We start from the raw sequence: 21,431 nt of genomic DNA on the forward strand, positions 1-21,431 counted from the left end.
GTCTCACGTGCGGTGGGCCGCAACCTTGTGCACCGCGCCCTGGTGCTGGGTATCGAGCTCGTACACGGTCTTGCCGCGCAGTTTCAGCGAGTCCGACACGTAGAGGAAGTTCTCCGAATGGCCCGCGAACAGCAGGGCATGGGGCTTCATCAAGGGCACGAAGCGCGACAGGATCTTGCGCTGGGTGGCCTTGTCGAAGTAGATCATCACGTTGCGGCAGAAGATCACGTCGAACGGCCCCGTGATGGGCCAGCTGTCGGCCAGCAGGTTGAGCTGCTTGAAGGTGATCATCTGGCGCAGCTCGGGCCGCACCCGCACCAGGCCTTCGCGCTCGCCCTTGCCCTTGAGGAAAAAGCGGCGCTGGCGCTCGGGCGACATCTTCTCGATGCGGTCCATGCTGTAGACGCCATTGGCGCCCGTGGCCAGCACGTTGGTGTCGATGTCGGTGGCGATGATCTGGCACGGCGGCGTGAGCGTGTTGAACGCCTCGCACAGCGTCATGGCGATCGAATACGGTTCCTCGCCGGTGGAACTGGCCGAGCACCAGATGGTGATCGGCCCCTGCAGGTGCTTGACATGCTCGGCCAGCAGCGGGAAGTGATGGGCCTCGCGGAAGAACGACGTCAGGTTGGTGGTCAGCGCGTTGGTGAACGCTTCCCACTCCTCGCCCAGGCGGCCCGCTTCCAGGTCGTCCAGGTATTTGCCGAAACTGTCTATGCCGGTGGCGCGCAGACGCCGCGCCAGCCGGCTGTACACCATCTCCTGCTTGCTGTCGGCCAGCGAGATGCCGGCCCGTTTGTAGATCAGGCCACGGACCCGTTCAAAGTCCCTGGCGTTGAAATCAAACTCCTTGACGGTGTCTTTACCATTCGGCATTTGTTTTACCCTTCACTGAATCTTGCAACAATGCCTGACCTGCTCAAACCACTCAGAACTCTTCCCAGTCATCGCCAGGCGCCGAGGCGGCCAGCTTCTTGGGGGCGGCCGGACGGGCCGTGACGGCGGGCCGCACGGGCGCCGGACGCGGCGCGGGCGCGGCCACGGCCGGTGCCGGCGCACGCGCCGCCAGCACCGGACGGCGGGCCTGGTCCTCATGCGACAGCTTGAAGATGCTGACCGCTTCGGCCAGGTTGTGGGCCTGCTCCTGCATGCTTTCGGCGGCGGCGGCGGCCTGCTCCACCAGGGCCGCGTTCTGCTGCGTCATCTCGTCCATCTGGGTGATGGCCTGGTTCACTTCCTCGATGCCGTTGCTCTGCTCCTGGGTGGCGGCCGTGATTTCGCCCATGATGTCGGCCACCTGCTTGATCGAGGTGACGATCAGGTCCATGGTCTGGCCGGCCTCGTCCACCAGCTTGCTGCCGGCATCGACCTTGTTCACCGAGTCGCCGATCAGTTCCTTGATCTCCTTGGCGGCGCCGGCCGAGCGCTGGGCCAGGTTGCGCACTTCGGACGCCACCACGGCGAAGCCGCGGCCCTGCTCGCCCGCGCGGGCCGCTTCCACGGCCGCGTTCAGGGCCAGGATGTTGGTCTGGAAGGCGATGCCGTCGATCACGCCGATGATGTCGAAGATCTTGCGCGACGATTCCTTGATCGAGCCCATGGTGTCGACCACTTGCGACACCACCGAGCCGCCCTTCTCCGCCACCGACGAAGCCGATACGGCCAGCTGGTTGGCCTGGCGCGCGTTGTCCGCATTCTGCTTCACGGTGGAAGTCAGTTCCTCCATCGAGCTGGCCGTTTCCTCCAGCGAGCTCGCTTGCGCTTCCGTGCGCGAGGACAGGTCGGCGTTGCCCGAAGCGATTTCCTGCGAGGCCACGGTGATGGTCTCGGTGCCGGCACGCACGTCGCCGACGGTCTTGACCAGGCTCTCGTTCATGTCCTTCAGGGCCTGCAGCAACGCGCTGGTTTCGTCGTGGCCTTCCACCGTCACCTGCGAGGTCAGCTCGCCGGCCGCCACTTTCTGGGCCACGGCCACGGCGCCCGACAGCGGCACGGTGATGGAGCGGGTGATGATCAGCGCGCAGCCCACGCCCAGCGCCACGGCCACGGCGCCCAGGCCGAACAGCATGAACATGAGCTCGGTGTCGGCGGTGACGGAATTGTCCATCACTTCCTTGGCGGCGGCCTGCTGGATGTCGACCACCTTGTTCAGCAGCGCCAGCGTCTGCTGGTTCAGCGGGTCGATGCGGCTGGCGATCACCTTGGCCGCGCCCTCGCTGTTAAAGGCCAGCACCTGGCCGATGGCTTCCTTGAAGGCGGCGTCGGTGTCGGCGTCCAGCGTGGCGATATCGCCCAGGATCTTCTTTTCCGCGTCCGTCAGGCCCAGGCTCTTGAGCTGGCCGATGGCCGTCTCATACACCTTGCGCTGGTCCTTGACCTTCGCTTCCTCTTTCTGCATCAGGCTCACGTCCGACTGCAGGCCGATATTGCGCATCGCGATACCGGTCTCCAGCATGGCGCTTTTCATGATGGCCGCCTGCAGGCTCTTGGCGGTCGACAGCTGCAAGCCCTTGGTCAGCTTGGCCTTGTTGCTGTAGTTGAGGAAGTTGGCCGACAACACCATGGCCACCAGGATCAGCAGGATGACGCCGAAACCAGCCATCAACCGGGACCCAATCTTAACGTCGCGTAAATTCATTTCAGTTCTCCCCTTGTACCTGCTCATTATTGCGCACCCCGTACTGGCGGGACGCTGCGCCGTACTCCGGCTCTCTGCGGAGCGTCGACGGCGTTATACCTTTACCGCTCGCGCGGCCCCTGGACGTCGGCCTCAGGCGGCCAGCGTCTCGATCAATCCCATCTCCGGGCTGGCCATCAATTTGTCGATGTCCACCAGGATCAGCATGCGCTCGTCGATCGTGCCCAGACCGATCATGTACTCGGTGCTGAACGCGGTCCCCATTTCGGGCGCCGGTTTGACCTGCTCCGGCGTCAACGTGGTCACGTCCGACACCGAATCGACCACCATGCCGACGATCCGTCCGCCGATGTTCAGGATGATCACCACGGTAAATTGGTCGTAGACCGGGGTGCCCAGGTTGAACTTGATGCGCATGTCCACCACCGGAATGATGATGCCGCGCAGGTTAATCACACCCTTGATGAATTCCGGTGCGTTGGCGATCCGGGTCACGGCTTCGTAGCCGCGGATCTCCTGCACCTTCAGGATGTCGATGCCGTACTCCTCCTTGCCCAGCGTGAAAGCCAGGAATTCGTGGCCGGCGATCTCTTTTGCCCCTATGGTAAGCGCTTCCGCCATGATGCGTCCCTATTTATATGTCAAAGAATTCATGAAAAGATCGATTCGTCGGCCAGCTGGCGCGACGAGCGTATCAAGGCCGCCACATCGAGGATCAGCGACACGCCGCCATCGCCCAGGATGGTGGCGCCGGAGATGCCGGCCACCTTGCGGTAATTCGATTCCAGGTTCTTGACCACCACCTGCTGCTGCCCCACCAGGTCGTCGATGAACAGGCCGGCCTTGCGCCCTTCCGTCTCGATGATGACGACGATGCCCTCGGACGGGCAGGTGTAGCGCGGCGTGATGTCGAACATCTGGTACAGCGGCACCAGCGGCAGGTATTCGCCGCGCACCTTGACCACCTTGCCCTTGCCGCTGATTTCCTTGATGTCTTCCGGCGCCGGCTGCAGCGATTCGATCACGAAGCCCAGCGGCAGGATGTAGACTTCCTCGCCGACCCGGATCGACATGCCGTCCAGGATGGCCAGCGTGAGCGGCAGCGAGATGGAGATGGTGGTGCCGTAACCCTTGGCCGAGCGGATGTCGACCACCCCGCCCATGGCCGTGATGTTGCGCTTGACGACATCCATGCCCACGCCGCGGCCGGACACGTCCGTCACCTGTTCGGCGGTGGAGAAGCCGGGCGCGAAGATCAGCTGCCAGACGTCGGCGTCGGCCATGGTGTCGGACACGGGCAGGCCGTTCTGCATGGCCTTGGCCAGGATCTTCTCGCGGTTCAAGCCGCCGCCGTCGTCCGACACCTCGATGATGATGTTGCCGCCCTGGTGGCTGGCCGACAGGAACAGGCGGCCCGCGTCGGCCTTGCCGGCGGCGCGCCGCACGTCGGGCATCTCGATGCCGTGGTCGATGCTGTTGCGTACCAGGTGGGTGAGCGGATCGACGATGCGCTCGATCAGGCCCTTGTCCAGTTCCGTGGCCGCGCCATTGGTGATGAAATCGACTTTCTTGCCCAGCTTGGCGGCCAGGTCGCGCACCATGCGCGGGAAGCGCGAGAACACGAAGTCCATCGGCATCATGCGGATCGACATCACGGCTTCCTGCAAATCGCGGGTGTTGCGCGTGAGCTGGCTGACGCTGTTGAGCAGGCGCTCGTGCACCATCGGGTCCAGCGTATCGACGCGCTGCTCGATCATGGCCTGGGTGATCACCAGTTCGCCCACCAGGTTGATCAGCTGGTCGACTTTTTCGATCGAGACCCGGATCGAGGACGATTCCGCGCCCGGCGCCGGCGTGGCCTTCTCTTCCTTCTTGCCCGGCTTTTTCTCGTGTTCCTCGTGGTGCTGCTGCACCGCCACGGGCGCCGGTTCGGGCGGCAGGCCGGCGGCCGTGCGGATCTGTTCGATCGGCTGGAAGAAGCCATAGCCGCGCGCGTCGTCCGCGCCTTCGGCGGCGGCGGCGCGGATCTCGGCTAGCGGCTGGAAGAAGCCGTAGCCCTGGCCGGACTGGCCCTGGCCGGACGGCGCTGGCGCGGCGGCCGGCGCGGCCGGCGTCAAGTCCACCGGGTCGAAGAAGCCGTAGCCCAGCGCGTCCTCGGTCTTGGCCCGTTCCGCCTGTTCCAGGCTGGCCTGCTCGGGCGTCAGGGCCGGCAGCTCCGTCACCACCATCTGGTCCGGATTGAGCACGAACGAGCAGATGGCGATGATGTCGTCCAGGCTCTCGTGGGTGGTGACCACCATCGCGTTGCGGTCGTGGTCGAGCGGGGTGATGGAGACGTGCCCCATCAAGCCCAGTTCCGCGCCCAGCGCCGTCACTTCACGGTGCGCCATGGCCGGCAGTTCCAGCCGGTAGCGCCGTCCGCCGCTGTGGTCCACGGCCGCCACCTCGGGCGCGCTGTGGAACGACGGGGCGATATGGGCCAGCGCGGCCACCGGCGCGTCCTGCGACAGCGATTGCAGCATCATGCGCACGTCGGCCACGGCGTCCTGGTCCACCTCGGCGCCGTGGCGGTGGCCGTCGAGCTGCATCTTGAGGATGTCCTTGGCGGCCAGGAAGGCGTCCACGTGCTCGGAGGTGAGCGCCATCTCGCCCTTGCGCACGCGGTCGAGCAGGGTTTCCAGGATGTGCGTCACTTCCGTCATGTCGGTCACGCCGAACGTGGAGGCGCCGCCCTTGACGGAATGGGCGGTGCGGAAGATCGCGTTCAGATCCTCGGCATCGGGCGCGTCGATGTCAACGGCCAGCAGCAGCCGCTCCATTTCAGCCAGCAATTCCTCGGCCTCATCGAAGAAGACCTGGAAAAACTGGCTAATATCGATGGTCATGGTGAGACTCCGTGAAGTTCGCTTTGCATCAGTGCACTCGCTTCATCAGCCGATGACCTTTTTCACTACCTCGATCAGGCGCTGCGGGTCAAATGGCTTGACCAGCCAGCCATTGGCGCCCGCGGCACGCCCCTTGGACTTCATTTCGTCGGACGATTCCGTGGTCAGCATCAGGATCGGCACCTTCTGGTAGGAAGGCAGCTCACGCAGCAGCTTGATCAGCTGCAGGCCGTCCATGCGCGGCATGTTCTGGTCGGTCAGCACCAGGTCCACGGTTTGCAGCTTGGCTTTTTCCAGACCGTCCTGGCCATCGACCGCCTCCACCACCTGGTAGCCGGCAGCCTTGAGGCTGAAGGCCACCATCTGGCGCAGGGAACTGGAATCATCAACTGCAAGTATTGTTTTAGCCATCTTTGCTCTCACTCTTCAATTCCGGGGCCTAGGCCCCTCTTTTTTAAATCGATCACGCGCCGGACCGGGCTAGAACAGCTCGATGTCGCCGCTTTCCAGGTGTTTTTGACTGACAGCCTTGCGCAGCACGCTGCGCAATTCCAGACTCTGTATCGCCAGCGCCATGCTGACCTTGCCCAGCAATGCCACAATTTCCTCGTTGTCGCTCTCGGGCAGCATCTCGGCGCCATGCGCGCCCAGCGTGCCGAGGAACTCGCGCAAGCCCGTGACGCGCTTCAAGGTGCGGTCGATCAGCTGGCTCGTCATGTCCTGGAACTGCATGCTGGTGATGGCCGCGTTCACGTGCTTGCCCACCTGGGCGTGCAATTCCTCCAGCCTGGCCTTCTGCTCGGCCGTGGGCGTGCCGCCGGCCAGCAGCAGCTGGATGGTGTCCTGTTCGGCCTCCACCGCCTGGTGGATGGCCATGAAATTGAAGGTCAGCTTCTCGATCGCCTCCTCCAGCAGCAGGCCGGTCTGGATCAGGTCCGTCTCCACCTCCGTCAGGTGGCGCCGGCCGTGGTCGGACACACCCGACAGCAGGCGCTTCACATGGGAGCCTAGTATTTTTTTTCTCGTCATAACAGTCTCATTCTCCTGCTCATCCTTCCGCGCGCCGCGCCGGCCTCATTTGCCGGCTGCGGCGGCCGCCGCCCTGGTTGCGGGTTCGGCGGGTCCGACATCGATTTTGGCGCTGTCGCGCATCACATTCTCTTCCGTCTTCTTGTTCATCACGATGATGCTGATCCGGCGGTTGATGGGGTTGAACGGATCCTGCTTGTCCAGGTAGGCGGCCGAGGCCAGGCCCACCACGCGCAGGATCTTGTTCTCGTTCATGCCGCCGGCGACCAGCGCCCGGCGCGAGGCGTTGGCGCGGTCGGCCGACAATTCCCAGTTGCTGTAGCCGGCGTCGTTCATGTAGGGGGTGGCGTCCGTGTGGCCGGACAGGCCGATCTTGTTGGGCACGTCGTTGAGCACGAAGCCGATCTCGTACAGGATGTCGCGCGCGTACGGCTCCAGTTCGGCCTTGGCCAGCGCGAACATGGGCCGGTTCTTCTCATCGACGATCTGGATCCGCAAGCCTTCGCTGGTCAGGTCCAGCAGCAGCTGGTTCTTGTACTTGTTGAGCAGCGGATCGGAGGAGATCTTGGCTTCGATCTTCTCCTTGAGCGCCTGCAAGCGCACGGTTTCTTCGTGCTCGAGCGCCTGCTTGGCGGCCGACAGGTTATAGGTCTTCTTGATGGAGGGGTCGTCGGCGGCCTTGACCTGGCCTTCCTTGCGCGTCAAATCCTTGCCGCCGCCGGGGATGACGGACGAGCTGTCGCCGCTGCCGGCACCGCCCTGCATGGCCACCTTGAGCGGGGTCTTGAAGTATTCGGAGATGCCGTTCAGGTCGCCCTTGGTGGTCGAGCCGAGCAGCCACATCAGCAGGAAGAAGGCCATCATCGCCGTCACGAAATCGGCGTACGCGATCTTCCACGCGCCGCCGTGGTGACCACCGCCGCTTTTCTTGATGCGCTTGACGATAATTGGCCGCAAGCCCTCTTCAGCCATGTCCAGTCCTTGTGATGTGCGTCATACCCGAGATCATACCGTGCGGCCGGACTTACTTCGACTTCGATTTCTTGATATGGTCCTCTAACTCGGCGAAGGTCGGACGTTCCGTCGAGTACAGCACCTTGCGGCCGAATTCCACGGCCAGCGCGGGCGCGTAGCCATTCAGGCTGGCCAGCAGCGTGACCTTCACGCACTGGAACATCTTGGTCGATTCCTCCAGCTTCTGCTCCAGCAGGCTGGCCAGCGGGCCGACGAAACCGTAGGCCAGCAAAATACCGAGGAAGGTGCCGACCAGCGCGTGCGCGATCAGGATACCCAGCTCGGCCGGCGGGATGCCCACCGATTCCATCGTGTGCACCACGCCCATCACGGCCGCCACGATACCGAACGCCGGCATGCCATCGCCCAGCTTGGCCAGCGCGTGCGACGGCACCATGCCTTCGTGGTGGTGGGTCTCGATCTCGTTGTCCATCAGGTTCTCGATCTGGAACGCGTCCATATTGCCCGACACCATCAGGCGCAGGTAATCGGCCATGAACTCGATGATATGGTGGTCGTGCAGCACGCCAGGATACTTGCTGAACAGAGGGCTCTCATGCGGCGAATCAATATCGCCTTCGATCGACATCAAGCCTTCCTTGCGGACCTTGGACAGGATGTCGAACAGCAGCGACATCAGTTCCATGTACAGGTCCTTGGTGTAGCGCGAGCCCTGGAACAGGGTCGGCAGTGCGGCCAGCGTGGCCTTGATGGCCTTGCCGTTATTACCAACCAGGAAGGCGCCCAGCGCCCCGCCACCAATCATCACCAGTTCCAGCGGCTGCAGCAGCGCGGCCAGGTGGCCGCCATTGAGCGCAAAACCGCCGAACACGCCAGCGCAGACTACGATATATCCAATTATGACTAACAAGTGCGCTGACTCCCCTCTTTATGCTGCGCCGCGCCGGCCGGCTCCGTCACTGCAGTGAACGCAGACGCCGGATGCGCGAACAGGGACAGAATGTAAGCTCATCCGCCCTCTGAATTCAATAAATTTATGCGTGGAACTACAATAACGTGAGAATGGCGACCCGGCAAGTAAATAACGCCAAATGATGCTTAAAAGTACCATGCGTACAGAGCGGGGCCGCCCTCGACGGGGACGACGGTACGGTCGGGCGCGCGGGCGGCGATGGCGAACTCATAACTGAGCAACATGGCGCCGGGCCGCATTTCCGCTGACGCCTTGCGCCACAAGCCATCCATGGCGGCCGGCGACAGGTAGGCGAATACGAGATCAAATTGAGCGAAATCAAGTAATTCGTAATCGCCGCGCAGGAAGCGGGCGGCGCTGCCCGCCAGCCTGGCCCGCAAGGCGCTCACGGCCCACGGCAGCGGCGCCAGTTCGATGCCCACGCAATCGGCATCGGGACGGCGGCGCGCCAGATACAGCACCAGGCCACCGAGCCCGCTGCCGATGTCGATCATGCGCACCGGCCCGGCCGGCAGCAATTGCTCGACAGCCTGCCACACGGCCAGCCGCGACGGGTAGTACGGCACCTGGGTGCGGAAGGTGGACCAGTACAGCACCAGCAGAAACAGGAAGGCGCCCAGGAACAGCGACGGCGGCAGGTGCAGCGCGCTCGCGGCCAGCAAGGCAACGGGAAACAATAACTGAATCGGCCGCCACCACGGCGCCAGGCCCAGCTTGTAGGTCAGCAGGGCCGCCAGCGCGCCTTGCAGCAAAGCGGCCGCCAGCAGCGTGACGGGCAGGCGCACGGTGTCGAGCAGGTAAACGAGGAACAGCGTGGGCAGCACGGCACCGCACTGGATCAGCAAGGCTTGCACGGCGGGCGCACGCAGCAGACGGCGGCGCGGCGCGGCGCCGGCGCGGCCAGGACGGGGACGGGTGGGACGAGCGGAACGGCTCACGCCCTGCCCCGCCCCGGCTCAGGAGTTGGCGCGCGCGGTGTCACGCGGCCAGGGTGTCGGAATCGCGGGCTTTCTTGGTCTTGCCGGCGCGCGAAGGCATGTGGCACAGGCCGCAGACATAGCTGCCGTTCAAGTCCATGCTGTCAACGATGAACTTGCCCTGGCATTTGCCGCACGGGGCCAGTTCCAGCATCTTGCTGCCGAAGAAGCGCACCAGGGTCCAGGCACGGGTCAACGACAGTTGCGGCTCCTGGCCCGGCTCCGGCGGCATCTGTTCCAGATACAGCTTGTAGGCCTTCATGATGGCTTCGATGCCGGTGGCGCCCGCGTGATCGACCAGAAACTTGTAGATATTGATAAACAGCGAGGAGTGGATGTTCGGCTGCCAGGTGAGGAACCAGTCCGTCGAAAACGGCAGCATACCCTTGGGTGGCGACACCCCTTTCAATTCCTTGTACAGCTTGAGCAGGCGCTCGCGCGACAGCGACACTTCCGATTCAAGCAACTGCAGGCGGGCGCCCAGCTGGATCAGTTCGATCGCAAGCTGAATCTCCTGGGCTTCCGATACGACACTTTTGGTGGCCATGATGTGCTCTCCTCGCTGTTGCCGGTTATTGCCGGTATGAAAGATAGAATCTTAAACGATTTCTTCCACCGGTTGGCCGGCCATCAGGATGGCGGCGTGCGACTGGGCCAGGGCGCGGTCCTTGTTATGGCTGGTGAGCATGGACAGGATGGCGCTGTCGTCGAAGCGGAAGCGGGCCAGCATCATGTTGCCGCCAGCGAGTTTCAAGATCTGGGCGTTGCTCATGCCCTCGATCAGGTCGGCGATTTCAGCGGCGATACCCAGGCGGAAGATTGCCGTCACCTTGTCCGCACGAATCATCTGCTGGGCCAGCATCAGGTAGCTCAGGTTAGCGTCGCGAATTTCGGCCATCATATCGTTAGCAGTCATTTCCTTCTCCTCGATCCGTTATCTTCAGCGCGGAACACAATTGCGTTTCCAGTGAGATACATTCTGCGGGAGCAACAAAAATACCTGTAGAGGTAACCCTCTGTATTTTTCGTCGGGAAATAGCGGGTGCGACCTGTCGGTGTTTGTCTTACAAACACTCGCAGATCGGTCTCCTACGCCCTTGCGGCGCGGGTTTCAAGCGGTCGGGAAGCTTCAACAACATCCTGTCCTAAGCATCAAAATAGTGCGTTAGCGCGACTCTTTTTTGCCACATCTAACCCGGTTACGGCAGCCTTTTCAGGAACTTTAGGGTCTGGACGAAAAAAAATGAAAATTTTTTCGATTTTTTACATCCACCCCGCCGGGGCCGTTCGCCACACCTTTTCAGGCGCATCTTGAAACTGGTAACGGCAGCGTTTTCGGGAACTTTAGGGTTTTTTTGAATTTTTTTGAAAATTGTTGAAAAAAGTTGGGCGGGCGCCCGTAAAGCCAGTATCCATGCGGGTTTGCGGCCGATGAGGTGGTGGCAGATAGCGCCCGCGACGGCCTGTTTTTGGCTAAAACGCGTAAATAATTGCTACACTCGCGGCTCAGGCCTCAAATGTTGAGGCCTCAAGTATTTCCTCTACCCGAAGAAAGCTACTTAATGACAACTCGCATAGACTGTCAGGAACGCGACGCGCGTGATCCGCTCGCCGCCCTGCGCGACCAGTTCGACTTGCCGCAAGGCGTAATTTATCTGGATGGCAATTCTTTAGGCGCGCGCCCCAGGGCGGCCCTGGCCCGCGCCCAGCACGTGATCGCCCAGGAATGGGGGCACGACCTGATCCGCAGCTGGAACACGGCCGGCTGGTTCGACCTGCCGCGCCGCCTGGGCGACCGGCTGGCGCCGCTGATCGGCGCCGCCGCCGGCGAAGTCGTCATCACCGACACCACCTCAGTCAACCTGTTCAAGGCGCTGGCCGCCGCCCTGCGCATGCAGGCCGGCGATCCGCAACGGGCCGCGCGCCGGGTGCTCGTCACCGAGCGCAGCAACTTCCCCACCGATATCTATATGGCACAGGGCCTGTCATCGTGGCTGGAGCGCGGCTACACGGTGCGCCTGGTCGACTCGGTGGAGGAACTGCCCCAGGCCATCAGCGACGACACGGCCGTCGTCATGCTCACCCACGTGAACTACCGTACCGGCTACCAGCACGACATGGCCGCCACCAGCGCGCTGGCCCATGCGCGCGGCGCCCTGATCGTGTGGGACCTGGCCCACTCGGCCGGCGCCGTGCCCGTCGACCTGCACGCGGGCGGCGCCGACCTGGCCGTTGGCTGCACTTATAAATACCTGAACGGCGGCCCCGGCGCGCCCGCCTTCATCTGGGTGCCCACGCGGCACCAGGCCCGCTTCCAGCAGCCGCTGTCGGGCTGGTGGGGCCACGCGGCGCCGTTCGCGATGACGCCCCACTTCACGGCCACGGACGGCATCGGCCGCGCGCTGTGCGGCACCCAGCCCGTGGTATCGCTGGCCATGGTCGAATGCGGCCTGGACGTGTTCGCGCAAACCACCATGGACGCCATCCGCGCCAAGTCGCTGGCACTGACCGACCTGTTCATCGCGCTGGTGGAACAGCGCTGCGCCGCCCATCCGCTGGCCCTGGTCACGCCGCGCGCCCATGCGCTGCGCGGCAGCCAGGTCAGCTTCAGCCACCCGCATGGCTACGCCGTGATGGCGGCCCTGATCGCGCGCGGCGTGATCGGCGATTATCGCGAACCGGCCATCATGCGCTTCGGCTTCACGCCGCTGTACACCAGCTATGCCGACGTGTGGGATGCGGTCGAGATCCTGCGCGACATCCTGGACCGGCAAGCGTACGACGTGCACGCCAAGCGCGACGCCGTGACCTGACAACGCCTACGAAAGAACACCATGACTGAGCAGAACAAGCAAGGCGCGGCCGGCGGCTGCCCGCACGCGGCCGGCGCCGCCCACAACCCATCGGACGCCCAGTGGCATGGCGCCCAGATGGACTTCAGTAAATCGATGAGCTACGGCGACTACCTGGGCCTGAACCAGATCCTCAACGCCCAGCACCCGCTCTCGCCCAACCATAACGAGATGCTGTTCATCGTCCAGCACCAGACCAGCGAACTGTGGATGAAGCTGATGCTGCACGAGATGCACGCCGTGCGCGCCCACCTGCGCGCCGACGACCTGGCGCCCGCGTTCAAGATGCTGGCCCGCGTGGCCCGCATCATGGACCAGCTGGTGCACGCCTGGGACGTGCTGGCCACCATGACGCCGCCCGAATACACGGCCATCCGCCCCTACCTGGGCGCCTCGTCGGGCTTCCAGTCCTACCAGTACCGCGAGATCGAGTTCATCCTGGGGAACAAGAACGCCGCCCTGCTCAACGTGCACAGCACCACGCCGGAAGTGTTCGCGCTGCTCGACACGGCGCTGCGCACGCCATCCGTGTATGACGAATCCATCCAGCTGCTGGCCCGCAATGGGCTGGCCATCTCCCCCGAACGCCTGCACGCGGACTGCACCCAGCCCACCGTGGCCGACGCCTCCGTCAAGGCGGCCTGGCTGGAGGTGTACCGCGACCCCGAGCGCCACTGGGCCTTGTACGAGCTGGCTGAAAAGCTGGTCGACCTGGAGACAGCGTTCCGCTTCTGGCGCTTCCGCCATGTGACGACGGTCGAGCGCATCATCGGCTTCAAGACCGGCACCGGCGGCACGGCCGGGGTGAGCTACCTGCGCAAGATGCTGGACGTGGTGCTGTTCCCCGAACTGTTTGCACTCCGTACGGAACTGTAACGCGCACTGTCCCGGTATGGTTGCGCACAGTCGCGGCCAACTTCGGCTATCATTGCCTTTCATTCAAGATTGAAAGGACGCCCCATGGAGCCGCAGGTACTGACGCTGGCCGGATTGTGGAATTCGGGACCGCTGCACTGGCAAACCCAATGGGAAGCCAGACATCCCGGCTGGCTGCGCGTGCCGCACCGCGATTGGGACACGCCCGACTGCGCCGAATGGGTGGCGGAACTGGACAAGGCCATCGCCGCCTGCGGCCAGCCGCCCGTGCTGGCCGCGCACAGCCTGAGCTGCAGCCTGGTGACGCGCTGGGCCGCCTCCGGTTCGCGCGCGCGCGTGGCCGGCGCCTTCCTCGTCGGTCCCAGCGACGTCGATGCGCCCAGCTACCCCGACTGCACCACGGGCTTCCAGCCCATGCAGCTGGCCCCGCTGCCCTTCCCCAGCATCGTGGTGGCCAGCACCAACGATCCCTATGTGACCATCGAACGCGCGCGGCAGTTCGCGGCCGCATGGGGCAGTCGCCTGGTCACCATCGGCGACGCTGGCCACATCAACGGCGACGCCGGCTATGGTCCGTGGCCCGAAGGCGAACAACTGCTGCTGGACTTTTGCGCCCAGCTGCAGCGGTAAGCGCAAGCCGCTCCCGATAAAAACCTTATCCCAGCAGCAGGAACTCCTCCTTTTGAGGTCCGGTCTAACGGTGGCGGGCGACAGTCCGCCCGCCGTTTCAGAACCAGCAAAGGAGATAAGATGAACAAGCAAATCCGACATGGCGCGGCAGCGCTCGCGCTGCTGCTCTCAACCATGACAGCGGCCCACGCGGCCAGCTATGCCTTCCTGCTCGACGGCACCCACGAGGACCCGGCCAACGCCTCCAAGGGCGTGGGCGCGGCGGTGATCGATTTCAACGACCTGATGCACCAGTTGCAGGTGACGGTGGCGTATGGCGGGCTCGATGGCGTGACCACGGCCGCCCATATCCACTGCTGCACGGCCGCGCCGGGCGCCGGCAGCGCGATCGTGGCCACGGAACTGCCCACCCTCCCGGGCTTCCCGCTGGGCGGCCACAGCGGCGCCTACAGCCATCTGTTCGACACTTCGCAAGCGAGCAGCTGGAACCCGGCCTTCATTTCCGCCCACGGCGGCACCACGTCGGGCGCGGAACAAGCGCTGATGGCCGGACTGGCAGGCGGCGAAGCCTACCTCAACATCCATTCGGACCAATATCCCAACGGTGAGATCCGTGGTTACACCCCAGCCGCGCCCGTACCGGAACCAAGCGGATTCGCCATGCTGGCACTGGGTTTGCCCGTTCTGCTGCTGGGAAGGCGGCGCAAGAACGGCAACCGTGGCAGCTAAGCTCCACGGCATGCCCATGAAAAAAGCGTCATGCCCACTCCCGTGAACATGACGCCGGTACGGTTCCTGGCCTTGCGGCCAGGTACGATAATGTGTGCTTACTTGGCTGCGCCGTTGAGCAGCATTTCATTCAACCGCTTGACGAAGGTGGCCGGATCGCTGAGCGAACCGCCTTCGGCCAGCAAGGCCTGATCGAACAGGATGTGGGCCCAGTCGTTGAACTGGCTGCCCGCATCCTGGTATTTCAGGCGCGTCACCAGCGGGTGGTTGGGATTGATTTCCAGGATGGGCTTGGAATCAGGCGCGTTCTGGCCGGCCGCCTTCAGCATGCGCAGCAGGTTGCCGGACAGTTCGTGCTCGTCGGCCACCAGGCAGGCAGGCGAATCGGTCAGGCGGAACGTCACGCGCACGTCCTTGGCCTTGTCGCCCAGCGCTTCCTTCATCTTGGCCACCAGGTCCTTGTAGGACGACTCGGTTTCCTCGTGTTCCTTCTTCTCGGCCTCGTCCTCGAGCTTGCCCAGGTCCAGGCCACCCTTGGCCACCGACACCAGTTCCTTGCCGTCGAAGTCCTGCAGGAACGACAGCATCCATTCGTCCACGCGGTCCGTCAGCAGCAGCACTTCCACGCCCTTCTTGCGGAAGATTTCCAGGTGCGGGCTGTTCTTGGCCGCCGTGTAGTTATCGGCTGTGACGTAGTAGATCTTGTCCTGGCCTTCCTTCATGCGCGCCACGTACTGCTCGAACGAGACGTTCTGCTCGTCGCTGTCGTTGTGGGTGGAGGCAAAGCGCAGCAGCTTGGACAGGCGCTCCTTGTTGGTGGCGTCCTCGCCGATGCCCTCTTTCAGCACCTGGCCGAACTCCTTCCAGAAGGTGGCGTACTTGTCCTTCTTGTCCTGCTCCTCGGCGTTGGCCAGTTCTTCCAGCATGCCGATCACGCGCTTGGTCGAGCCGTCGCGGATCACCTTCACGTCGCGCGACTCTTGCAGGATCTCGCGCGACACGTTCAGCGGCAGGTCGGCCGAATCGATCACGCCTTTCACGAAGCGCAAATAGGTCGGCATCAGCTGCTCGGCGTCGTCCATGATGAACACGCGCTTGACGTACAGCTTGATGCCGCTGCGCTTGTTGCGGTCCCACAGGTCAAACGGGGCCTTGGCCGGGATGTACAGCAGCTGGGTGTATTCGCTGCGGCCTTCCACCCGGTTGTGGGTGTGGGTCAGCGGCGCCTGGAAGTCGTGCGAGACGTGCTTGTAGAATTCCGCGTACTGCTCGTCGGTGATGTCGGACTTGTTGCGGGCCCACAGCGCGCTGGCCTGGTTGATGGTTTCCAGCTCGTCCTTGAGCACGGTTTCCTTCTTCTCCTCGTCCCACTCTTCCTTGCGCATCATGATGGGCAGCGAGATGTGGTCCGAGTATTTGCGGATGATGGACTTGAGCTTCCAGCTCGACAGCAACTCATCCTCGCCTTCGCGCAGGTGCAGGATGATGTCGGTGCCGCGCGACGCCTTCTCGATAGTCTCCACGCTGTAGTCGCCCTCGCCGCCGGATTCCCAGCGCACGGCCTCGTTGGCGGCCGCGCCGGCGCGGCGGGTTTCGACCGTGATCTTGTCGGCCACGATGAAGCCGGAATAGAAGCCCACGCCGAACTGGCCGATCAGGGCCGCGTCCTGCTGCTGGTCGCCCGACAGCTTGCCGAAGAATTCCTTGGTGCCCGACTTGGCGATGGTGCCCAGGTGCGAGACGGCTTCCTCGCGGTTCATGCCGATGCCGTTGTCGGAAATGGTGATGGTGCGCGCTTGCTTGTCGAAGCTAACCTTGATTTTCAGTTCGTGATCGTTGCCGTACAACGCGTCGTTGTTGATCGCCTCGAAACGCAGCTTGTCGGCCGCGTCCGACGCGTTCGACACCAGCTCGCGCAGGAAGATTTCCTTGTTCGAGTACAGCGAGTGGATCATCAGTTGCAGCAGCTGCTTCACTTCAGCTTGAAAGCCCAGGGTTTGCTTTTCGTTGTCAGCCATTTTTACCTCTAGTTAGTCTCGGTTGATACAGGTTGTGTTGCACGGATTTGGCGAAGGTGGGGATTATAGGAGCGAATTCAAGCCCATAGGAAAAATTGCCTGCCAAAACGTAAAACTTGCATCTTAGCGTGTGACAATTGGCGTATATCCCCGTTGTTTTACTGCCTATATTGAACACAGCCGGGCTCGCTCCCGCCCCTGTGGCGCGCGGTGCAAGGCCAGCAGTCCTGAGCCACGATACATGCAAGATGCACCCTGGGTGCGTCAAAAAACGGGGGGACGTCATGATCGGCATGGCCACCAAACTGGCGGCGCTGCAGCTGCTAAGAGAACGTCTGCTCGCCGCGGCCGACCCGCAACTGGCGGCGCTGGGCAACCTGATCACCACCCACGCGCGCTACGCCAACTTTGGCGCGCTGGGCACCGCCATCGGCGACTTCGCGCCCGTGCGCCTGCCCGCCAGCGGCACGCTGGGCACGGCCGGCGCCAATCCCTATATCGCCTTGTGGAAGCTGGTGTTCAACGTGTTCGGCGGCGACGGCACGGCCACCAACCCCGGCCTCAAGCCGGTGCTCGACCGCATCCGCGACCTGCTCGACCGGCTCGACACGGTGGCCGCCGCCGAAGACCTGGACGCGCTGCAAGCGATGAGCGGCGAAGTGGACACGCTGAACCAGATCGCCACCGACCTCAGTGCCATCCTGGTCGCCATCAAGGGCGACGGCACGCCGTCCAACCTGGGCATCGTGCCGCAGGTGGCGGACCTGATCGGCACGCGCATGATGCCCGCCGCCGTGCGGCCGCGCGTCGGCGGTGGCGCCGGCTTCCCGCCGCGCTTCTGGACGCTGCGCGAATTCCTGTCGCAGCGCCGGACGGGCCGCTTCGCCCAGCGGCTGTGGGAATCGGCCCACGCCAGCGGGCGCGACGAGTTCAAAGCCTATGCGCTGGGCTGGTTGTCGAGCTGGTCGCTCAGCGCCGGCGGCGCCAGCGCCGTGGCCAGCATCGTCGGCGCACCGTACCGCAACCAGTGGTGGCGCTCGCGCTTCGTCGGCAATTACATCGACCTGTGGTCCTATGGCTACGCCAAGGTGGGGCCGCGGCCCAAGCCCTACACGGACTGGCCCAACCTGTGCGCGCAGAAGCTGCACGAGCAGGTCGCCGTGCCCGGCGCCACGTTCGACCCCGACCACATGATGCAGGACCTGCGGCTCGGGAACGCGCTCGGCACGGGCCTGCCGGCCGATTTCGTCAGCTACTGGCTGGACGCCTACGAACACGTGTACGGCGACCTGGGCATGGACCGCCCGCAAATGGACGCCGACCGCCTGCAAGATGCCTATGCGATGGCGTGGCTGGTGCTGTGGTTCCAGACCAGCCCACAAACGCTGGGCTGCAACGCCGTGGCCCCGGTGGCGCCCACCGACTGCGGCGGTGCGCCACCGTGGACCAATCCCGCCGTGCCGGGCGATGCGGGCGGCAGCACGGGCGGCCCGCCGCCGCCGGAGATCGACAAGAAGGTCAAGCCGGCCAACGTGGTGTGCGCCGTGCTGCTGGCCATCCTGGGCATCGTGGCGCTGTGCTTTGGCGGCTGGGTGGCCGGCGGCGCGGCCATCGCCGGCGCCATCGCGCTGGCCGCCAGCGCCGGCACCATCGACTGGGACAAGTTCCGCTGCAGCCTGGTGTGGTACCGGCTCTACATGTACAACGGCCTGCGCGCGCTGCATGACGTGATGAGCCTGGGCGGCCTGGTGCACCCGTACACGCCCGAACTGAGCACGGACGACACGGTGGTGCAGCTGTTGTCGGCCATCCCCACCCACATCCGCACCGGCGACAACACCGTGCTGACCCGCCCCTCGCGCGAAGGCTATCCCGTGCTGCCATGGAACGGCATGGGCTTTTCCTGGTTCGACGACGCCAGCGGCGCCATGGAACAACCGGGCACGCAGCCGGCGCTGGCGGCGGCCTACCCATCCGGCTTCCTCGACGATCCGGCCAATCCGCTGGGCAGCCGCTCGCCATTCGACGCCAGCCCGTGGCCGTTCGCGCCCGGCATGGGGAACGACCCGGCCGGCTTCATCAACACGGTGGACGCCATGCTGGCCTGGCTGGGCGCGCCCACGTCCGACTTGCCCGACCACGACCTGGACGGCGACCGTGGCCTGGGCTTCCAGAACTGGCATTTCGTGACGGATGACTGGACCAACCCGGTCAACATCGAACCTAGCACGTGAGGCCCATCATGCCCGAATTGAAACCGGCCACCCGCGACGGCCAGCCACGGCGCGAGCAGCGCGATGAACAGCAGTGGCTCGATGAATGGCGGCGCACCCAGGATGCGCTCGACAAGCAGGAACAGGCGCGCCGGCGCGCGTGGCTGGCCTGGCTCAAGGAACAGGGCGGGCGCGCCCAGTACACGGCGTGGATGGTCCTGCCCTGCAACCTGGGCGACTACGGCCTGCGGCCGCTGGCCTCCGGCACGCCGTACTGGGCCTCGCCGTTCATCTGGGTCGAGAGTCCAGACCCGTCCGGCCGGCCCCAGGCCGGCGCGGAAAACCACCTGGTGGCGCGCGTGTTCAACCTTGGCGCGGGCACGGCGGCACCGGCCAAGATCGATTTTTACTGGGCCGATCCTTCCGTGGGCCTGGGCGCGGCCGACGCCCATTTCATCGGCACGGAATGGGCCGAGATCGGGCCCATGACGTCGCGCGTGGTGCGCTGCGCCACGCCGTGGATACCGAGTTACCTCAATAATGGCCACGAATGCGCCTTCGTCAACTGCGACAATCACGTGCTCGACCCGCTGCTGCTGCCATTCCAGCCCTGGGCCGACCGCCACGTGGGCCAGCGCAACCTGGCCGTGCTGCCGGCCGTGGCGCAGCCGTTCCAGTTCTGGGCGCCCGGCGGCAATCGCGCCGAGCTGCACGTGACGGCTCTGCGCGGCGTGCTGCGCGAGCTGCCCAAGGAGCCCACCAACGCCGTGCGCCTGCTGGGCGAAGCGGCCGCCCACCTGCTGGCCGGGCTGCGGCCGCAAGCCATGACGGCGCGCCGCGCGCCGGGCGGGCCGCGCCAGCCACCCGTGGCGGGAGAACAGATTCCGGCCAAGACCGTGATCGCCGCCGTGCGCCAGACGGGCGCCACCCGCGCGCTGGCACGGCCCGACGACAAGCTGCGCCCGATGCCGCTGGACGGCCGCGCGCCGCTGGGAGAACACCTGTTCAAGGTGGATGGCCAGGCCGGCGTGGCCCAGCAGATTGAACTGCAACTGCAGGCCCAGACGCTGCCGCTCAACACCTTCGTCGTGCTCAATATCTGCCACACCACCGCCCAAGCGGTCACCGGCGGCTACCTGCTGGTCCTGGCCCACCCGGCCTGGTTCCGCGCCACCCCGCATCACACTATGGAGGATGAGTCCATGAAAATTCCCAGCCAAGATCCGCAAGACGCAGCCCTGCAGGCCCTGGTGATCGCGCAATTTCCCCAGGCCCGCCTGGCGCTGGAGATCGCGCGCGCCATGCAGAAGCACCTGCCCATTTCCAGCATCGAGGAAATTGAACGCGCCGTGCAGTACGTGCACGTGGACGGCATGTATCTGAGTCCCGCCATGGTGGAACGCTTCGGCTTCAAGTCGCTGCTGCCGATCCGCGACAGCGCCGACCTGGTCGCCAAGATCGCCGGCATGCTGCGCATCGCCGCGCAACAGGGCCAGGGCGGGCCATCGTCGCTGCTGGCCGGCGCCCTGCCCGGCAGCCGCGGCGCCTCCATCCCCGCCGTCCATTTCGCCGGACCATCGCTGTTCGGCTACACCGTCGCCAAAGGAGAATAGCCATGGTCTGGGCAGTGACACTCGTGGTGCACGACTGCGCCACCAACGCAGGCATACAGGGCGCGCTGATCAGCGACGGCTACGGCGGCGGCGGCTACACCGACAGCTATGGCCAGTTCATCGCGCTGATCGACGACTACTACAGCGGCTACATCGTGCAGATTTCCAAGGCCGGCTACTCGTCGCGCAACTTCACCTTCGACCGGTCACAGATAGGCACGCCGCAATCGACCTGTTTGAGCGTGTACGTGCCACCGCCGCCAAGTTCGGGCGGAGGAGGCGTCAGCTGCTTCATCGTGACGGCCGCCAGCGGTTCGGCCCAGTCGAAGGAAGTGACGGGCATGCGCGCGCTGCGCGACCAGGTGGCGGCCCGCGCGCCGCTGGCCGGACGCCTGATCGACGCCATCTACGACCAGTACTGGCGCTTCAGCCCTGCACTGGCAGACCAGATCGCGGAAAGCGAGGCGGCGCGCATGGGCGTGATGGCACTGGTGGTGCGGCCGTTGTTCGCGTGGTTCCAACTGGCCGGCCAACTGGCGCTGGCGCCGGATGACGCGGCGGCCGTGCGCCAGGCCGAGAAGGAATTGCGCTCTGCCTGTCCGCGCTACCTGAGCCCGGCCAAGGTGGCGTCCTACCTGGCGCTGCTGCTGCGCGGCGAGCCATTGCCGGCCGGCGCGCCCGGCCTGGTGGCGCAACTGGAGCCCCAATTGCGCGCGGCGCTGGCGCTGCCGCTGGTGCAGTGGGCGATCTTCGAACCGCTGCAACGCACCTGGCACGGCGCGGCCGAACGGCTGGACATGCGGGACCAGGTGGCAGCCTGGCTGGGCGCGGCGCCGCTGGACTGCGTGATGTCGCCCACGCCGCAGCAGCTTGAGGACGAGCTGGCGTCAGTAGCATCGCTGGTGCGGTTCGCCCCGCGCGCGCGCAGCCAGATCGGAGCAAGGCTGCAAACGGCCTGGCCGGGCACCGAGGGCGCGCTGGCACGGGCTGGCATGATCGATGCACTCCCCTGAGGCCCAAATC

General features: G+C 64.7%; 19 protein-coding genes. 7 read left to right on the forward strand and 12 right to left on the reverse strand.

The annotated features are described in order from the left end of the window. Positions 1–3 precede the first annotated feature (3 nt). The 11 genes from H3H36_RS22290 to flhD form a co-directional block, all read right to left on the reverse strand. Positions 4–876 carry a CheR family methyltransferase gene (locus tag H3H36_RS22290; RefSeq protein WP_182220266.1) on the reverse strand — a complete coding sequence of 291 codons (873 nt, stop codon included), beginning with the start codon at positions 874–876 and terminating at the stop codon, positions 4–6. A gap of 52 nt (positions 877–928) precedes the next feature. After that, positions 929–2,638 (reverse strand): methyl-accepting chemotaxis protein, encoded by a 1,710-nt coding sequence (locus tag H3H36_RS22295; RefSeq protein ID WP_182220267.1) that lies wholly within the window; start codon positions 2,636–2,638, stop codon positions 929–931. Positions 2,639–2,770: 132 nt separating this feature from the next. Beyond that, the gene (locus tag H3H36_RS22300) at positions 2,771–3,259 is read right to left on the reverse strand and encodes a chemotaxis protein CheW (RefSeq protein WP_182220268.1); all 489 of its coding nucleotides are present in this window, start codon (positions 3,257–3,259) and stop codon (positions 2,771–2,773) included. Between the two features lie 29 nt (positions 3,260–3,288). Then, the gene (gene cheA / locus H3H36_RS22305; protein ID WP_182220269.1) at positions 3,289–5,523 is read right to left on the reverse strand and encodes a chemotaxis protein CheA; all 2,235 of its coding nucleotides are present in this window, start codon (positions 5,521–5,523) and stop codon (positions 3,289–3,291) included. 45 nt (positions 5,524–5,568) lie between these two features. Beyond that, positions 5,569–5,934, reverse strand: coding sequence for a response regulator (locus H3H36_RS22310; protein ID WP_182220270.1), 366 nt, complete (start codon positions 5,932–5,934; stop codon positions 5,569–5,571). 69 nt (positions 5,935–6,003) lie between these two features. Next, the gene (locus tag H3H36_RS22315; protein ID WP_182220271.1) at positions 6,004–6,552 is read right to left on the reverse strand and encodes a chemotaxis protein; all 549 of its coding nucleotides are present in this window, start codon (positions 6,550–6,552) and stop codon (positions 6,004–6,006) included. A gap of 45 nt (positions 6,553–6,597) precedes the next feature. Then, positions 6,598–7,524 (reverse strand): flagellar motor protein MotB, encoded by a 927-nt coding sequence (motB, locus tag H3H36_RS22320; protein ID WP_182220272.1) that lies wholly within the window; start codon positions 7,522–7,524, stop codon positions 6,598–6,600. A 52-nt stretch (positions 7,525–7,576) separates the two neighbouring features. Beyond that, positions 7,577–8,437 (reverse strand): flagellar motor stator protein MotA, encoded by an 861-nt coding sequence (gene motA / locus H3H36_RS22325; RefSeq protein ID WP_182220273.1) that lies wholly within the window; start codon positions 8,435–8,437, stop codon positions 7,577–7,579. 188 nt (positions 8,438–8,625) lie between these two features. Next, on the reverse strand, positions 8,626–9,438 hold the full coding sequence (locus H3H36_RS22330) for a class I SAM-dependent methyltransferase (protein ID WP_375539614.1): 813 nt from the start codon (positions 9,436–9,438) through the stop codon (positions 8,626–8,628). Positions 9,439–9,478: 40 nt separating this feature from the next. Further along, on the reverse strand, positions 9,479–10,024 hold the full coding sequence (gene flhC, locus H3H36_RS22335; RefSeq protein ID WP_182220274.1) for a flagellar transcriptional regulator FlhC: 546 nt from the start codon (positions 10,022–10,024) through the stop codon (positions 9,479–9,481). A gap of 51 nt (positions 10,025–10,075) precedes the next feature. Then, positions 10,076–10,393, reverse strand: a complete 318-nt coding sequence (gene flhD / locus H3H36_RS22340) for a flagellar transcriptional regulator FlhD (protein ID WP_182159314.1) — start codon at positions 10,391–10,393, stop codon at positions 10,076–10,078. A 646-nt stretch (positions 10,394–11,039) separates the two neighbouring features. Here flhD and kynU point away from each other — a divergent pair. From kynU to H3H36_RS22360, 4 genes are all read left to right on the forward strand, one after another. Then, positions 11,040–12,290: a kynureninase gene (gene kynU, locus H3H36_RS22345; RefSeq protein ID WP_182220275.1), complete on the forward strand. Its 1,251-nt coding sequence runs from the start codon at positions 11,040–11,042 to the stop codon at positions 12,288–12,290. A gap of 21 nt (positions 12,291–12,311) precedes the next feature. Continuing rightward, positions 12,312–13,205: a tryptophan 2,3-dioxygenase gene (kynA, locus tag H3H36_RS22350; RefSeq protein ID WP_182220276.1), complete on the forward strand. Its 894-nt coding sequence runs from the start codon at positions 12,312–12,314 to the stop codon at positions 13,203–13,205. An 84-nt stretch (positions 13,206–13,289) separates the two neighbouring features. Continuing rightward, on the forward strand, positions 13,290–13,835 hold the full coding sequence (locus tag H3H36_RS22355) for an RBBP9/YdeN family alpha/beta hydrolase (RefSeq protein ID WP_182220277.1): 546 nt from the start codon (positions 13,290–13,292) through the stop codon (positions 13,833–13,835). 120 nt (positions 13,836–13,955) lie between these two features. Continuing rightward, entirely contained in the window at positions 13,956–14,564 is a 609-nt protein-coding gene (locus tag H3H36_RS22360; RefSeq protein WP_182220278.1) for a CHRD domain-containing protein, read from the forward strand. A gap of 98 nt (positions 14,565–14,662) precedes the next feature. Here H3H36_RS22360 and htpG read toward each other — a convergent pair whose 3' ends face one another. Continuing rightward, a complete protein-coding gene (gene htpG / locus H3H36_RS22365) occupies positions 14,663–16,582 on the reverse strand; it encodes a molecular chaperone HtpG (RefSeq protein WP_182220279.1) in 1,920 nt (639 codons plus the stop codon). A 293-nt stretch (positions 16,583–16,875) separates the two neighbouring features. Between htpG and H3H36_RS22370 the strand changes: the two genes are divergently transcribed. From H3H36_RS22370 to H3H36_RS22380, 3 genes are read left to right on the forward strand one after another with little or no spacing between them, the layout of a single operon-like run. Beyond that, positions 16,876–18,816, forward strand: a complete 1,941-nt coding sequence (locus H3H36_RS22370) for a hypothetical protein (protein WP_229220050.1) — start codon at positions 16,876–16,878, stop codon at positions 18,814–18,816. Between the two features lie 8 nt (positions 18,817–18,824). Beyond that, on the forward strand, positions 18,825–20,408 hold the full coding sequence (locus H3H36_RS22375) for a hypothetical protein (RefSeq protein ID WP_182220281.1): 1,584 nt from the start codon (positions 18,825–18,827) through the stop codon (positions 20,406–20,408). 2 nt (positions 20,409–20,410) lie between these two features. Then, positions 20,411–21,421 carry a CFI-box extended C-terminal domain-containing protein gene (locus H3H36_RS22380; RefSeq protein ID WP_182220282.1) on the forward strand — a complete coding sequence of 337 codons (1,011 nt, stop codon included), beginning with the start codon at positions 20,411–20,413 and terminating at the stop codon, positions 21,419–21,421. The last annotated feature ends 10 nt before the right edge of the window (positions 21,422–21,431 follow it).

The sequence above is a fragment of the Rugamonas fusca genome (assembly GCF_014042365.1).
Taxonomy (GTDB): domain Bacteria; phylum Pseudomonadota; class Gammaproteobacteria; order Burkholderiales; family Burkholderiaceae_D; genus Rugamonas; species Rugamonas fusca.